Source organism: Pseudonocardia sp. (assembly GCF_025965585.1).
Taxonomy (GTDB): Bacteria; Actinomycetota; Actinomycetes; order Mycobacteriales; family Pseudonocardiaceae; genus Pseudonocardia.
The window spans coordinates 1-13,982 of record NZ_JAOPWR010000051.1; the positions used below are offsets into that span (position 1 = coordinate 1).

The window sequence follows — 13,982 nt, forward strand, 5'->3', positions numbered from 1 at the left end:
CCGGTGCAGCGGAGATCCACGGTCACGCGGTAGGCGGTCTCGAACCGGTCGCCGTCGCGGTAGTGCATCGGCGGCAGATACGGTTGCTCACACTCGTCGCCGGGAAGCGCCGCGCATACCGACCCCGGAGGTGTGCCGCGTCATAGACGCGGACGACACGGTGAGCAGCGGCCGAAGCGCCAACGGCCCTCGCCAGACGCGTTTCGCGGTCCCAGGCTCGGGGTCGTGTCAGCGATGGGTGCTCGATGATCGGCCGCGCCTTCAACTCATTATTGGGTTGAGCTACCGTCGACTCATCGCGTTGCAAGCCGTCGTGTTAGGTCAGCTCCACCCGGTACGGCTGCAGGATCTCGGCCTCCCCGGCGCCACACACCCGAACTCGAAGCCCAGGTGCTGCGCGGCCGACATGCTTAGGACAGCCCGGTGGCCGTGACGGTGCGCGAGACCTGATCACCAGACCAGGTTCGGGAAGCTCACCCGCTGCGTGACCGCGACGCCCAGGTGCTGCTGTTCGCTCACGAAATGAGCGTGCCGTTCACCAACAACCAGGCAGAGCGCGACCTCCGCCCCACCAAGACTCAGATGATGATCAGCGACTGCCACCGCTCGGGAACCATCGCGAAAACATGGCTCCGCATCCGCGCCTACATTTCCACAGTGCGCAAGCACGGCGACAACGTCATGGACGCGCTACGCGACGCGGTCACCGGATACCCCTATAACCCACTCCTGACCACGTGACCTGAATAGTTACCACATCATCGGTGTAGACAACCACGTCGATCGACACGAGCGACCTCCCACCGGAAGCGCGTCGCCCTCGCGTCACCCCTGGGTAGCGACGGCACCTGGCTCGTCGGCCCCGGCGTCACGCTCCACGGAATGCCGGCGGCCGCTTCTCCAGGTAGGCGTTCGCCGCCTCGATGCTGTCCGCGCTCCTACCGGTGTCGAGATAGCGGCGGCACTCGGCGTCGAGGTACGTGCCGAGCGACATGAGCTCCGCGTCCGCGAGGTTGGCCTTCATCGCGCGCAGGGCAAGCGGCGCCGCGCCGACGAGGTCGCCGACGACCTCGTCGACCCTCGCGGCGAACTCGTCGTCCGGGGCCGTCGTGCCGACGATGCCCAGCTCCAGGGCACGCCGCGCGTCGAAGGGCCCTGGCCGGAGGAAGAGCTCCCGTGCGCGGGCCGGCCCGACGACGCGCGTCAGCGACCAGATCCCGGCGAAATCGCCGGAGACCCCGGCGGTCAGGAACGCGGTGTTGAACCGGGCCCGTTCGCTGGCCACCCGCAAGTCGCACGCGGCTGCGAGGGACAACCCGGCGCCGGCACAGGCCCCGTTGATCGCGGCCACCGTCACCTGCGGAAGGGACACGAGCAGCTCGACGACCCGCACTGCCCGCCGGATGCGGGCCAGTGACTCGGCTGGGTCACCGGTGATCAGTCCCTGGCCGGTGGCGCGCAGCGACAGGTCACCACCGACGCTGAACACTCCGCCGGCGCCGGTGAGTACCACGACGCGGATCCCGTCGTCGCCGGAGATCGGCTCGACCGCGGCCAGCAGCGCGTCGAGCAGCTGCGGGCTCAGTGCGTTGCGGCGCTCCGGCTGGTCGAGCGTGATGCGTAGGCATGCGCCCGCCCGCTCGATACGGACGAGCGCGCGGTCGACGACGCTCACCGCCGCCGCCACACCGGGTCGCGCTTCTCGGTGAATGCTCTGGCGCCCTCGCGGGCGTCCTCGGACTCCCGGACCGGATCGGTCCACGGCCGCTGCCGTTCGAAGCCCTCGGCCAGCGGCCAGTCCTGGGAAATGCGCAGCACCGCCTTGGATGCCGCGACGGCGAGCGGGCCGTTGCGTGCGACCGCCCCGGCGAGGCCCAGCGCCTCCTGCAGCGCCGTGCCGGGCTCGACCAGCCGGTTGACCAGCCCGAACTCGGCCGCCCGCGATGCCATCACCAGGTCACCGGTGAGCACCATCTCCATGGCCTTGTGGAACGGGATCCGCCGCGGGAGGTTGAACAGCGCGCCACCGGCCGGGGTGAGGCCCCTGCGGACCTCCGGCACCCCGAACACGGCGTCGGTCGCGGCGACGATCAGGTCGCAGGCCAGGACGATCTCGAAGCCACCGGCGATCGCGTGCCCCTCGACCGCGGCGATCAACGGTTTGGCCGGCGGCCTGCCGGTGACGCCGGCGAATCCTCGGTCGGGCAGGGTCGGCGACTCACCGGAGAGGAAGGCCCGCAGGTCCATGCCCGCGCAGAAGGTGCCGCCGCTGCCGGTCAGGATCCCGACGGCGAGGTCGTCGCGGGTATCGAGCCGGTCGAGCGCGGCCGCGATCTGCTCTGAGACGGCCCGGTTGACCGCGTTGCGCCGGTGCGGGCGGTTGATGGACACGACCAGGATCTCCCCGTGCTCCTCGACCACTACCTCGGCGGTCGGCGGGCTCGCGTCGGCGCTCACAGTCGCTCGATGATCGTCGCGTTGGCCATTCCGCCGCCCTCGCACATCGTCACGAGACCCCAGCGCTCGCCGGTCGCCTCCATGCCGCTGAGCATCGTCGTGATCAACCGGGTTCCGGAGGACCCGAGGGGGTGTCCTAGTGCGATGGCCCCCCCGAGGGGGTTCAGCCGGGCCTCGTCGATCCCGAACTCGGCGGCGTACATCAGCGGCACCGGAGCAAACGCCTCGTTCACCTCGAAGTGCCCGATGTCGCCGATGTCCAGTAGGCCCTTCCGCAGGGCCTGCTGGGTGGCGGGTATCGGGCCCGTCAGCATGAGCACGGGGTCGTCGCCGCAGACGGCGAAGGAGTGGAAGCGGGCCCGCGGGCGCAGCCCGAGCTCCTGGGCTCGCTTCTCGCTCATTATCAGCACCGCGCTCGCGCCGTCGGCGATGGACGAGGAGTTGCCGGCGGTGATCCGCCACTCGATCTCCGGGAAGCGGGCGGTCATCTCCTCCGACCGGAACGCGGACGGTAGCTCGGCCATGCGCTCGAGCGACGAGTCGGGCCGGATGGTCTCGTCGGCCGTGACCAGCTGCCCGTCGGGTCTGCGGATCGGCGTGATCTCGCCTGCGAAGACCCCGCTGGTTGCGGCGTCGTGCGCTCGGACGTGCGACTGCACGGAGTAGGCGTCGAGCCGTTCGCGGCCCTGGCCCCACTTCGCGGCGACCAGCTCGGCCGAGATGCCCTGGCCGACGAGGCCCGGTGCGAAGCGGGTCGTGACCGACGGGCCGAAGGTGTCCTTGCCCAGCCGGGCCGAGGCCAGCGGCACCTGGCTCATGGACTCGACGCCTCCCGCGATGACGATGTCGTAGGCGCCGGCCAGCACGCCCTGCGCGGCGAAGTGTGCGGCCTGCTGGCTGGAGCCGCAGCGGCGGTCGATGGTGGTCGACGGAACCTCCACGGGGTATCCCGCGGCCAGCCACGCCATCCGTCCCGGCGTGGTGGCCTGCTCGCCGGCCTGGCTGACACAGCCGATGATGACGTCCTCGACGAGGCCGGGGTCGAGGTCGTTGCGCTCGACGAGCGCGGTGAGGACCTGCGCCAGCAGCTCGACCGGGTGCACCGTGGCGAGGGCACCGTTCGGCCTGCCCCGGCCGACCGGCGACCTGACCGCGTCGACGATGACTGCCTGCGTCATAGTTCGTGTCCTCCTGTCGTGCGCGACGGCGACGGCGCCGTCGGACTGGTCCTCACCGGCGCGTCGAACCCGGCGTCGGAATCTCGAGCGACGCGGCGCGCCCCTCGTTGCTGCGGAAGTCCGGCCGGCGCTTCTCCCGCAGCGCGCGGACGCCCTCGGCGGCGTCCTCCCCCATGAACGACAACATCTCGAAGCCGAGCGACGCCTCGAAGATCGGCGCGCCCAGCTCGAGCCATCCGTTGAGCGCGCGCTTGGTCCAGCGCAGTGCCATCTGCGGCCCGTCGGCGAGCTTGGTGGCCACGCGCAGGGCCTCGTCCATCAGCGTCTCCGCCGGCACGCACTTGCTGACCAGGCCGATCCGCTCGGCCTCCCGACCGTCGATGAACTCGGAGGTGAGGAGGTAGTACCGGGCCTTGGCCAGGCTGCACAGCAGCGGCCACAGCATCGCCGCGTGGTCTCCCGCCGCGACCCCCAGCCGCAGGTGGCCGTCGGTGAAACGGGCGTCCTCGGCGATGATGCTGATGTCGGCCATCAGGCCGACGACCAGCCCGGCGCCGACGGCGACCCCGTTGATCGCGGAGATGATCGGCTTCTCGCAGTCGACCAGCCCCTGCACCAGGTCGCGAGCCTCGCGCATGAGCATCGCGGAGCCGGCGAAGTCGCCGACGGCCTCCTCGATCATCCGCAGGTCGCCGCCCGCGGAGAAGGCCGAGCCTGCTCCGGTGATGACCGCGACGCGGACCGCGGGATCGCGCGACACCTCGCGCCAGACGTCCGCGAGCTGCCGGTGCAGCACCTCGTCGGTCGCGTTGAGCGTGTCGGGCCGGTTGATCACGATCACCAACACGCCGTCGGCACGCTGGTCGAACAACAGATCGGGGAAGTCGTCGTGCCACACAGCAGGTCTCCAGGAGGTCCGGACGGGCAACGGGCAAGAGGGACCGGTCAGCTCATCGTGTAGCCGCCGCTGACGCTCAGGGTCTGGCCGGTGATGAAGGCCGCGCGCTCGGAGGCGAGGAAGCAGACGGCACCCGCGACGTCCTCCGGCCGGCCCAGGCGGCCCAACGGGTAGTGCCGGGCGATGGCATCCTGGGTCGCCGGGTCGCGGTAGACGGAGTATTCCTCCTGGTTCCAGAGGCTGCTCCCGCTCACGTGCTCGGGCAGGTCGGGCACCGTCGCGCCGGGGCAGACGACGTTGAAGCGGACCCCGGACCGGCCGTACTCGCGGGCCAGCGTCTTGGACAGTGAGATGACCCCTGCCTTCGCCGCCCCGTAGGCGCCCTCCTGCTTCTCCCCTATCCGTCCGGCGTCGCTGCCGATGCTGACGACCGACCCGGACCGGCGCTTCACCATGGCCGGGAGCACCGCCCTGGTCAGGTTCATCGTGCCGATGAGGTTGATCTCGATCAGCTTCAGCGACTCGGCCGGGTCCTGGTCGAGGAACCGGGACCGGCGCGCCCAGCCGGCGTTGTTCACCAGCACCTCCACCGGACCCATCCCGTCGGTGACCGCGGCGACCGCCGCGGCCAGGCCCCCGGGGTCGGTGATGTCGGCCCGGACCGCGAGTGCGTCGCCCGCCCCGCACGACCGTGCCGTCCCGGCCACTCGCTCGGCCTGCTCGGCGTCGAGGTCGAGGATCGCGACGGAGGCTCCCTCCGCGGCCAGGGCGAGCGAGATGGCGCGGCCGATGTTCGAGGCGCCGCCGCTGACCACCGCCACGCGGCCCGCGAGCCCTAGCTCCATGCGCGCACCCCCGTCATCGCTCGGCCGCCTCGACCACGGTGATCGCCAGGAGCGGGCAGTTGTCGGCCGCCTCCTCCAGCTCCTCGAAAGCGGCGTCGGCTCCGGCCACGTAGGACGCCTGCCCGCCCGCACCGATCATGAACGCCCCCGGTGCCAGGGACACGCACATCGCCGTCCCCATGCACCGCGCATGGTCGACGTGAGCCCGTTCGGCGCTGATGGCTCTACCTTCCCTTCGGACGCTGGAGCCCGGCCGGCAGCGCTCGTGGCACGTGTCCCGTGAGGACTGTGATGAGACGGCGCCCCTGCCGGTCCCCGACGAAGGACCGACGTCCAGGAGGGCGTAGTCCCGCGAGGACTGGTTCAACAGCACGACGCAGCGCTTGCCCGGCCCGCCGAGCATCACGTTCACAGCGGACGGAGGGCCCGTGCCGGGAATCGGTATCAACTAGGCGGAAGAATTCCACGACATCACCCTCGGAACGCAGGAAAAAGGACTGGTCGAGCAGGTCCGCATCGACCACGAACCCGCCAGGATCGCCGCGCCGATCGAACCCGACCCGTCGGTCGAGGTCCGGGTCGTGCTGGAGACCCGTGACGGCCTGCTGGTCGAGGCGTTGACCGACGCGGGGTTCACCGTGGTGCCGGTCAATCCCGCCCTGGTCGCGCGCCGGCGCGGTCGGGCGCGGAAAGAAGGACGACGCCGAGGACGCCCAGACCTGCCGCCTGCTGGCGCTGGACCGGCACGCCGCGCTCAAAGCCCTCATCCCCCACGGAGAGATCGGTCGACATTTCACCGGTTCCACCACCCGGCCGGTGTGCAGTGCTACACCGGTTCCACCCCGGTCACCCGCCGACCCGGCACGAGCGATTTCGTCGTCGCTCGCAGGCCGGCCCACAACCACCACCTCGGCGCCGCGGTCCATCAATCGGCGTTCCGCAGCCTGCAGCGCAGCCACTGGGCCCGCGAGTTCCACGACAGCAAAACCGCCGCCGGAAACAACCCCCACGCCGCGCTGCGCGCCCTGAGCAACCGCCGGCTGAAGATCCACTGGCACTGCCTCACCAAGGGCGTGCCCTACGACGAAACCGTGCACGTCGGCAACCGCAACCGGGCCCTCGGACACGCCGCCTGACCCCGAGGTCGGCAGAGGGTGACTCATCCGGCCGCCTCCAACCGGCGGTCGGGTCCGAGGTCGACCGCGAGCGCCGCAGGCTCGCGCCCCACGATCACCGGGCGCCACTCGAGGTCCTGTGGTGGGACCTGCAGGTCCGGGAAGCGCGCGAGCAGCATGCCGAGGCCGATCCGCGCCTCGGTGCGGGCCAGCGGGCCGCCGAGGCAGTAGTGCACACCACCGGCGAAGGCCAGGTGTCCGGCCGTGTCGCGGGTGATGTCGAGCCGGTCCGGGTCAGCGAACCGCGCGGGATCGCGGTTGGCGGCGGAGAGGACGAGCATCACCTTGTCGCCCGCGGCGATGTGCCGATCGCGCAGCACGAAGTCGGTGCGGGCGAGCCGGGTGATGGCGAAGGCGGTGCCGCAGAAGCGGAGCAACTCCTCGACCGCGCTCCCCATGAGCTGTGGAGCCCGGCGCAGGAGCTCCCGCTGGTCGGGGTACTCGCTGAGGGCGAGTACGGAGTTGGCGATGAAGCCGGTCGTCGTCTCCTGGCCCGCGAAGATCAGCATGATGCAGGTGGCGACGACCTCGTCCTCGGAGAGCAGGCCGCCCTCGTGCTCGGCACGGGCGAGCGCCGACACGAGGTCCTCACCGGGGCTGCGCCTGCGGCTGCCCGCCATGCCCCGGAAGTACATCTCCATCTCCTGCATCACCGACTCTGCCTGCTCCCGACGGCCCTGGCTGGAGCGTCCCTCCAGGACCAGCGGCATGATCTCCTCGGCCCAGACGCCGACCTGCGGCCGGTCCGCGCGCGGGATGCCCAGCATCTCCGAAATCACCGAGAGCGTCAGCGGGTGCGAGAAGTCGCGGATGACGTCGATTCGCCCCCGATGGGCGGCGGCGTCGAGCAGGTCGGTCACGGTGCGCTCAATCCCCGGCTGCAGCCGGGCCACCGTCGACGGGGTGAAGGCTTTGTTCACCAGCCGTCGCAGCCGGGTGTGATCAGGCGGGTCGGTGAGCATCAGCCAGGACCCGAGCACCCGGAAGGTGGCCTCGCGGAGCTTGCGCTGCTCGGGCGTGGCCCTGTGCAGCGCGGGAGCCACCGTCGCGGCCGAGATCTCCGGACTGCGCTTGAGCAGGTGGTCGACGTCATCGAAGCGGGTGACGATCCACCCCTTCCACCACTCGTTCCAGCTCACCGGTTCGGTGGCGCGCAGGTGGGCGAAGTACGGGTGTGGATCGCTCCAGGTCGCGGCGTCGAGGAAGTTGGCGGGGTCGGCTTCCGGTGCCATACCGATCAGGGTCCTTCGCCTCGCGTGTACAGGTCGTGGTGGTCCGAGCGCAGGGCGACTTTGGAGATCTTGCCCATCGCGGTCTTCGGCAGCGCGTCGAGGAACACGACCTCCTTCGGCATCTGGAATGCGGCCAGGCGTGCCCGGCAGGCGGCTCGGACATCGTCGGCCGTCAGCGCCGCGCCCGGGGCGCGCACGACGAAGGCGGTGACGGCCTCGCCCCAGCGTTCGTGGCCGAGGCCGACGACGGCGGCCTCGACCACGCCGGGCAGGCCGTAGAGGATCTCCTCGACGTCCCTCGGGTAGACGTTGGTGCCGCCGCTGACGACCATGTCCTTCTTCCGGTCGATGACGTAGTAGTAGCCGTCCTCGTCCTGGTAGCCGATGTCGCCGGTGTGGAACCAGTTGTTCCGGAACGACTCGCGGTGGATCTCCGGCTGCTCGAAGTACCCCGCCGTCACCGGGTCGCCCCGCATCACGATCTCGCCGGTGCTGCCCCACGGGACCGGCCGGTCGTCGTCGTCGACGACGCGGACCTCGTGGCCGACCTTGGGCCGGCCCACGCTGGTCGGCCGCGCGTCCTTCTCCGCGGAGGAGGCAACGATCCCGCCACCCGTCTCGGACGACCCGTAGATCTCGCAGACCCGGATCCCCAGCTTGCGGACCCGCTGGAAGATCTCCACCGGGAGCGTCGCCCCCGCGCTGTAGAGGCGCTCGAAGGAAGACAGCTCGGTGCTGCCGGCCAGCGGGTGGTTGACCAGAGCCGTCGTCATGGTCGGCACCGCCAGCATGGTCGAGACGCGCTCCTCGGAGATGGTGCGCAGCACCTCACCCGGTTCGAAGGCGCTCGCGATCACGCACGTCATGCCCATCATCGCGTAGGGCAGGAAGCTGAGCACCTGCGTGCCGGCCATGCACAGCGGCGTGAGGACCAGCCCGATCTCGTATTCCTTGTACTCCGCAGACAACGAGTTCGTGAGCAGTTTGATCGTGAGGTCGAAATAGGTGTTGACGGCGCCCTTGGGAATTCCAGTGGTACCCGACGTGTAGAGCAGCACGGCCGCGTCGCCCGGGCGAACCGCCGCGAACTCGAAGGGACCGTCCGCGGCACCGTCGGCAAGCATGTCCTCCACCCGCGGACCGTCGGCCGTGTCGCTACCCCACGTGACAACGAGCTCAGCCAGCAGGTCGCACTCGACCTCACGCAGCCGCTCGCGCACGCTCGCGACCGCCACCACCGCGCGGGCGGCGGCGTGGTCGAGCTGAACGGCGAGCTGCGCCGCCGAGAGCGCCGGGCTGACGAGTACGACGACCGCACCCGCCTTCATCAGGGCGAACTCGATGTAGACGAAGGCGAGGTCGTTGCCACCCACCACCGCGACGTGGTCACCGGTGGCGATACCGAGCCGCCGGAATCCGTGAGCCAATGCGTCGGTGGCACGGTCGACCTCGGCCCAGCTCACCCGCTCCCCACCGACGACGTAGGCCGTCTTCTCCGGGAACCGCAGGGCGTTGCGCCGCGGGATCGCCCCGGGCTGAAGGAGCCCTACGGGCGCGCCCGACAGCTTCGCGGCCGTCACCTCCTGCCATTCCCGGACAGGCTCGTCCGTGATAGCACCGGGGAACGACCCGACGTCTGAGAAATCGTCGGGAACAACCACTTTCAGCGTGGGATCTGTGCTCACGACGGCTCCCTTGCCGACCAGTTTGAACGATGGTTAAGTGTTGACGAAGGTAGCAAGGGACCACGGCAACAGCAAGAGTGCGTCCCGCTTCACGACGTCCCAGGAGGCAGCGGACATGAAACTCACCACCGGATCGGCGATCGTGACGGGTGGCGCGTCAGGTCTCGGCCTGGCCACGGTCAGAAGGCTCGCCGCCGCCGGCACGCCGACCGTCGTGCTCGACCTCCCTACATCGGACGGCGTCGACATCGCCAAGACCGTCGGTGAGAAGACCGGGACCCCCGTGGTCTTCGCGCCCACCGACGTGACGGAGCCCGATGCAGTGGACGCCGCCCTGGACGCGGCCGAGGACCTCGCGCCCGTCCGCGTGCTGGTGCACTGCGCCGGTCGCGGAGGTGCGGTGCGACTCGTCGACCGCGACGGGCTCCCCGGGTCGTTGGATCTCTACGAGACCGTGGTGCGGGTCAACCTGATCGGCACCTTCAACGTGCTGCGACTGGTCGCGGTGCGGATGGCCCGCACGGAGCCGGTCGGCGACGAGCGCGGCGTTTGCGTGCTGACCTCGTCGGTAGCCGCGTGGGAGGGCCAGGTAGGGCAGGCCCCATACGCGTCGGCCAAGGCCGGGATCGTCGGACTCACGCTCGTAGCCGCCCGGGACCTGGCCGGCAGGCTGATCCGCGTGTGCACGATCGCGCCCGGCCTGTTCGACACCCCGATCCTCACCCGGGTGCCCCAACAGGTCCGCGACTCCCTCGGCGGGTCGGTCCCGCACCCCCGCCGCCTCGGGGTCCCCGACGAGTACGCCTCGCTCGCGCTGCACATCATCGAGAACCCGATGCTGAACGGCGAGACCATCCGGCTGGACGGCGCCATCCGAATGCCGCCCCGGTAGCACCCCCCGGGCTACCGGCGAAGGCCTGCCACGAGTTCGGGGACGTGCCCGCTCAGCGCCGAGAGCGCCATGACCCGCAGGAACTCGCCCAGCTCCGCCGACGTCCGGTCCCAGCGGAGGCTCGGGGTGCTGTTGATCATTGCGAAAGTGGCCTGCACCGCGGCGCGCGCCACCGTCGCATCGACATCAGGGGCAGCAGCGCGGATGAGCGTGGCCCACGCGGAGACGTACTCGCTCATGAGGCGGCGCACCTCGTGCTGCTGCGACGCGGTGAGGTTGCGCAGCTCCCGGTCGTGCACCGTGCTCAGCGTCGGGTGGTCCAGCACGAAGTCGATGTGGAACTGCACCAGCACACGGAGCGTCGAGACCGGGTCGGCAGCCGCCGACACCAGGGTCCTGGCCTCGGCGAGGAGCCGCTCGCTACGCGGCAGCAGGAGCTCCGCGAGCAGCTGCTCCTTGCCGGAGAAGTAGTAGTAGAGCGCAGGCCCCGACACTCCGACGGCGGCGCCGATGTCGTCGATTCCCACCGCCTGGTAGCCGTGCCGCGCGAACAGCTCCGCGGCGGCGTCGAGAATTTGGTCTCTCCGCTTCACGCCGCCCAGAGTATGTCCTGCGACCGCTGCGGACGGACGTACGTGCGCCGGCACACCCCAGGCGACGGCCCACAGGCGTCACGCGCGCCAACTTGACAATCGTGATCGGCTGCCCTACTTTCCGTCGAACTAAACGACGGTTAAATGAAACGGAGACCGACGCCCGCTCCCGGCCGTAGGCTCGGCGAGCATTCCTCGGTTCGCACGGGCTCCGTTTCGCAGCTCCCCCGCTCCCGTTTCGTCACGCGTTCGCCAGGAGATCCGATGCGCCACTGGTTGCGATCCGTCGTCATCGTGCTCGCTGCCTGTACGGCCGGAGGACTGGCCGTGGCGGCCCCCGCTGCCGCAGCACCGGGAGCAGGCTGCCACGAGTACGAGATACCGGTCTCCGTCGCGCCGGGCCTGCCCGCGGACCAGCACATCGCCGGCGAGCTGTGCCTGCCCGATGGTCCGGTGCCGTCGGTGCTTCAGATCCTCGTGCCGGGTGCTACGTACAACCGCACCTACTGGGACTTCCCGATCTCGCAGTACTCCTACGTCGACGCCGCGACCGCGCGGGGTTATGCCGTGTTCGCGATGGACCGGCTCAACACGGGAGCGAGCTCGACGCTTCCACCGGCGGCGGTCACCGTCGAACTGGACGCAGCGACGCTGCACCAGGTCGTCACAGCACTGCGCAGTGGCGCAGACACCGGAACGCCGTTCCGCAACGTCGTGACCGTCGGCCACTCCTTGGGATCCATCATCACCATCGATGAGGCGGCGAGCTACCACGACGTCGACGGCCTGATCGTCACTGGCTTCAGCCACTACGTGAACCCGCTGTTTGTCACGAACACCGCCACCGCACGGGTGGTCGTGCCGACCCAGCTGGTGCAGGGCGGCTCCCCATACATCCAGAACCGCCCGCTCGGCGACCTCACCACCCCGGCCGGCGGCCGTGAGCTGAACTTCTACGCGCCGGGAACCTTCGAACCCGAGGTCCTGGCGGCCGACGAGGCCACCAAGGACGTGATCACGGCGTCGGAGCTGGCTACGTTCCCCGTCCCGCAGAGCGGCGTGGAGTCGAACCTGATCACCGCGCCCGTCCTGCTGGCCATCGGCCGCTACGATTTTCCCTTTCTGTGCGGCACGCAGCATTGCACCGGCGCCGCCATGGTCGAGCAGTTCGAGAGGGTGCGTTTCGCGGCAGCGCCGGAATTCGACGCCTTTGTCGTTCCGAACGCAGGCCACGACATCAATCTCGCCCGCACCGCGCCCCTGTTCTTCACCGAGGCCGACAACTGGATTACGAGAAGATTCGGTACGGCCGCATGAGGTTCACCTCCGCGACGATGCCTGGTATCCAACCTCTCTCGCCTTCGACGCGCCACTGAGGTGATCTCAGTCAGATTGGTAGGACTTCCTGGGCGACACGCCCATAACGGGCAATCCAGACGCTTGTAGCTGAGGAAGTGGGGTCCTCGACAAGGAGTTCTCACCACAAGATCGACCAGGCAGGGGACCCCACCTGATCGCCTATCGTGCCGTGCTCGACGTTCCCGTGAGCTGTCCGGGAGGTGGCGAAGCTGTTGCGCGCCGAGCGCCGAACCCGCGGACATCCACACCTCGATCAAGCAGCCCGCCACGGCCAGGTCCTCACCCCGGCCAACCACGCCTACAACACGCTGCTGCGCTCGGTCCGCTGCCGCGGGGAACGTGGCTTCGCCCTACTGACCGGCCGCTGGCGAGCGCTGCGACGGGTCACCGCCAGCCCCCGCAGAATCGGCGACCATGTCAAAGCCGCACTCGTCCTCACACATATCGAACAAGTCCAGCTACGCAATTCTTGATGGGATCACCTCATTGAACTGCTACGCCCCCGCCGCGGTCTTCCGCGCACGAACATCCGCAACCATTCGCGGCGGACCGTGGTCGCGGACCCCATTCCTAGTGTCGCGTAAACGAGGTTCGTTGACCTGGGCGGCAGTGGCCGAGTAGATCGTCGGCGGTCCTGGTCCAGACGAACGGACGGCAGCGGTCGTTCCAGCCGTCGATGAACCGGCCGATGGCGCCGATCAGGTCCTTGACGCTGCCGTAACTGCCGCGGCGGATGGCCTGGCGGGTGATGATCCCGAAGAAGATCTCGACCATGTTCAGCCACGACCCCGAGGTCGGGGTGAAGTGCAGCGTGATCCTGGGGTTACGCGCCAGCCATGCCTTCACCGCGGGGTGCTTGTGGGTGGCGTAGTTGTCCACGACCAGGTGCAGCTTCCGGCGCGGGTAGGCCTTCGCGACCTGCTTGAGGAATATCAGGAACTCCTGGTGGCGGTGCCGCGGGAGGCAGGCCTGCTCGACCCGCCCGGTGGCCACCTCCAACGCGGCGAACAAGGTGGTGGTGCCGTGGCGGACGTAGTCGTGGGTCTGCTTCTCCGGGATCCCCGGGCGCATCGGCAGGATCGGCGCGGTCCGATTCAACGCCTGGACCTGCGACTTCTCATCCACGCACAGCACGACGGCCTTGTCCGGCGGGTTCAGGTACAGCCCGACGACATCGCGGACCTTCGCCTCGAGCTCCGGATCGGTGGAGAACTTGAACGTCTCCGCCCGCCACGGTTGCAGGCCCCAGCGTCGCCAGATCTTGCCGACCCAGACGTGCGAGATCCCGAGCTCACCGGCCAGCAACCGTGAAGACCAGTGCGTGACCCCGAGCCGCTCGGGCGGCGGTTCCAGGGTCGCCAGCACCACGGCGACCTCGTCGATGATCGGCCGGCGACCCGGCTTGGGGCGATCCGCCAGACCGCCCAGACCCTCCGCGGCGTACCGCTTCTTCCAGCCGATCACCGTCGGCTTCGAGACCCCGACCCGCTCGACGATGTCCTTGACCGGCACCCCGTCCGCGGCCAGCAACACGATCCGCGCCCGCCGGGCCAGCCCCGCCGCCACCGACGGCGCCCGCAGCCACGACTCCAGCACCTCGCGATCCCGCGGCGGCACGTCCACGGTCACAGTCAACGCCACAAGCCATGATCCCGTGAACCGGTGCCG

Annotated in this window: 15 protein-coding genes; 5 read left to right on the plus strand and 10 right to left on the minus strand. The window is 69.7% G+C overall.

The window, feature by feature from the left end; translation table 11 throughout:
- Positions 1-480 precede the first annotated feature (480 nt).
- Positions 481-741: a transposase gene (locus JWR81_RS02790; RefSeq protein ID WP_297646244.1), complete on the plus strand. Its 261-nt coding sequence runs from the start codon at positions 481-483 to the stop codon at positions 739-741.
- 127 nt (positions 742-868) lie between these two features.
- Here the strand turns inward: JWR81_RS02790 and JWR81_RS02795 are convergent, their stop codons facing one another.
- From JWR81_RS02795 to JWR81_RS02820, 6 genes are read right to left on the minus strand one after another with little or no spacing between them, the layout of a single operon-like run.
- Positions 869-1,675 carry an enoyl-CoA hydratase-related protein gene (locus JWR81_RS02795; RefSeq protein WP_297646219.1) on the minus strand — a complete coding sequence of 269 codons (807 nt, stop codon included), beginning with the start codon at positions 1,673-1,675 and terminating at the stop codon, positions 869-871.
- Positions 1,672-2,457 carry a crotonase/enoyl-CoA hydratase family protein gene (locus JWR81_RS02800; protein WP_297646221.1) on the minus strand — a complete coding sequence of 262 codons (786 nt, stop codon included), beginning with the start codon at positions 2,455-2,457 and terminating at the stop codon, positions 1,672-1,674. The genes JWR81_RS02795 and JWR81_RS02800 overlap by 4 nt, the downstream gene beginning before the upstream one ends.
- Positions 2,454-3,635, minus strand: a complete 1,182-nt coding sequence (locus tag JWR81_RS02805) for a thiolase family protein (RefSeq protein ID WP_297646223.1) — start codon at positions 3,633-3,635, stop codon at positions 2,454-2,456. The genes JWR81_RS02800 and JWR81_RS02805 overlap by 4 nt, the downstream gene beginning before the upstream one ends.
- A gap of 52 nt (positions 3,636-3,687) precedes the next feature.
- On the minus strand, positions 3,688-4,533 hold the full coding sequence (locus JWR81_RS02810) for an enoyl-CoA hydratase/isomerase family protein (RefSeq protein ID WP_297646225.1): 846 nt from the start codon (positions 4,531-4,533) through the stop codon (positions 3,688-3,690).
- 47 nt (positions 4,534-4,580) lie between these two features.
- Positions 4,581-5,378 (minus strand): SDR family NAD(P)-dependent oxidoreductase, encoded by a 798-nt coding sequence (locus JWR81_RS02815; protein ID WP_297646227.1) that lies wholly within the window; start codon positions 5,376-5,378, stop codon positions 4,581-4,583.
- A 13-nt stretch (positions 5,379-5,391) separates the two neighbouring features.
- Positions 5,392-5,781 (minus strand): ferredoxin, encoded by a 390-nt coding sequence (locus JWR81_RS02820; protein ID WP_297646245.1) that lies wholly within the window; start codon positions 5,779-5,781, stop codon positions 5,392-5,394.
- Between the two features lie 415 nt (positions 5,782-6,196).
- Between JWR81_RS02820 and JWR81_RS02825 the strand changes: the two genes are divergently transcribed.
- Positions 6,197-6,514: a hypothetical protein gene (locus JWR81_RS02825; RefSeq protein WP_297646229.1), complete on the plus strand. Its 318-nt coding sequence runs from the start codon at positions 6,197-6,199 to the stop codon at positions 6,512-6,514.
- Between the two features lie 23 nt (positions 6,515-6,537).
- Here JWR81_RS02825 and JWR81_RS02830 read toward each other — a convergent pair whose 3' ends face one another.
- Together JWR81_RS02830 and JWR81_RS02835 are read right to left on the minus strand one after the other, a co-directional pair.
- Entirely contained in the window at positions 6,538-7,785 is a 1,248-nt protein-coding gene (locus JWR81_RS02830; RefSeq protein WP_297646231.1) for a cytochrome P450, read from the minus strand.
- Between the two features lie 5 nt (positions 7,786-7,790).
- Positions 7,791-9,470, minus strand: a complete 1,680-nt coding sequence (locus tag JWR81_RS02835) for a class I adenylate-forming enzyme family protein (protein ID WP_297646233.1) — start codon at positions 9,468-9,470, stop codon at positions 7,791-7,793.
- A gap of 115 nt (positions 9,471-9,585) precedes the next feature.
- Between JWR81_RS02835 and JWR81_RS02840 the strand changes: the two genes are divergently transcribed.
- Positions 9,586-10,362, plus strand: coding sequence for an SDR family NAD(P)-dependent oxidoreductase (locus tag JWR81_RS02840; RefSeq protein WP_297646235.1), 777 nt, complete (start codon positions 9,586-9,588; stop codon positions 10,360-10,362).
- 11 nt (positions 10,363-10,373) lie between these two features.
- Here the strand turns inward: JWR81_RS02840 and JWR81_RS02845 are convergent, their stop codons facing one another.
- Positions 10,374-10,955 carry a TetR/AcrR family transcriptional regulator gene (locus tag JWR81_RS02845; protein WP_297646237.1) on the minus strand — a complete coding sequence of 194 codons (582 nt, stop codon included), beginning with the start codon at positions 10,953-10,955 and terminating at the stop codon, positions 10,374-10,376.
- 264 nt (positions 10,956-11,219) lie between these two features.
- Here JWR81_RS02845 and JWR81_RS02850 point away from each other — a divergent pair, with 264 nt between their 5' ends.
- Positions 11,220-12,272 carry an alpha/beta hydrolase gene (locus JWR81_RS02850; RefSeq protein ID WP_297646239.1) on the plus strand — a complete coding sequence of 351 codons (1,053 nt, stop codon included), beginning with the start codon at positions 11,220-11,222 and terminating at the stop codon, positions 12,270-12,272.
- Positions 12,273-12,514: 242 nt separating this feature from the next.
- Positions 12,515-12,787 (plus strand): transposase family protein, encoded by a 273-nt coding sequence (locus JWR81_RS02855; RefSeq protein WP_297646241.1) that lies wholly within the window; start codon positions 12,515-12,517, stop codon positions 12,785-12,787.
- 97 nt (positions 12,788-12,884) lie between these two features.
- Here the strand turns inward: JWR81_RS02855 and JWR81_RS02860 are convergent, their stop codons facing one another.
- Positions 12,885-13,949, minus strand: a complete 1,065-nt coding sequence (locus JWR81_RS02860; RefSeq protein ID WP_297646247.1) for an IS630 family transposase — start codon at positions 13,947-13,949, stop codon at positions 12,885-12,887.
- Between the last annotated feature and the right edge of the window lie 33 nt (positions 13,950-13,982).

What these genes read in the sequence shown, in the direction of transcription:
- JWR81_RS02805 (WP_297646223.1), bottom strand. Translation starts at nt 3,635, where the DNA reads ATGACGCAGGCAGTCATCGTCGACGCGGTCAGGTCGCCGGTCGGCCGG.
- JWR81_RS02815 (WP_297646227.1), bottom strand. Translation starts at nt 5,378, where the DNA reads ATGGAGCTAGGGCTCGCGGGCCGCGTGGCGGTGGTCAGCGGCGGCGCC.
- JWR81_RS02820 (WP_297646245.1), bottom strand. Translation starts at nt 5,781, where the DNA reads ATGCTCGGCGGGCCGGGCAAGCGCTGCGTCGTGCTGTTGAACCAGTCC.
- JWR81_RS02830 (WP_297646231.1), bottom strand. Translation starts at nt 7,785, where the DNA reads ATGGCACCGGAAGCCGACCCCGCCAACTTCCTCGACGCCGCGACCTGG.
- JWR81_RS02840 (WP_297646235.1), top strand. Translation starts at nt 9,586, where the DNA reads ATGAAACTCACCACCGGATCGGCGATCGTGACGGGTGGCGCGTCAGGT.
- JWR81_RS02850 (WP_297646239.1), top strand. Translation starts at nt 11,220, where the DNA reads ATGCGCCACTGGTTGCGATCCGTCGTCATCGTGCTCGCTGCCTGTACG.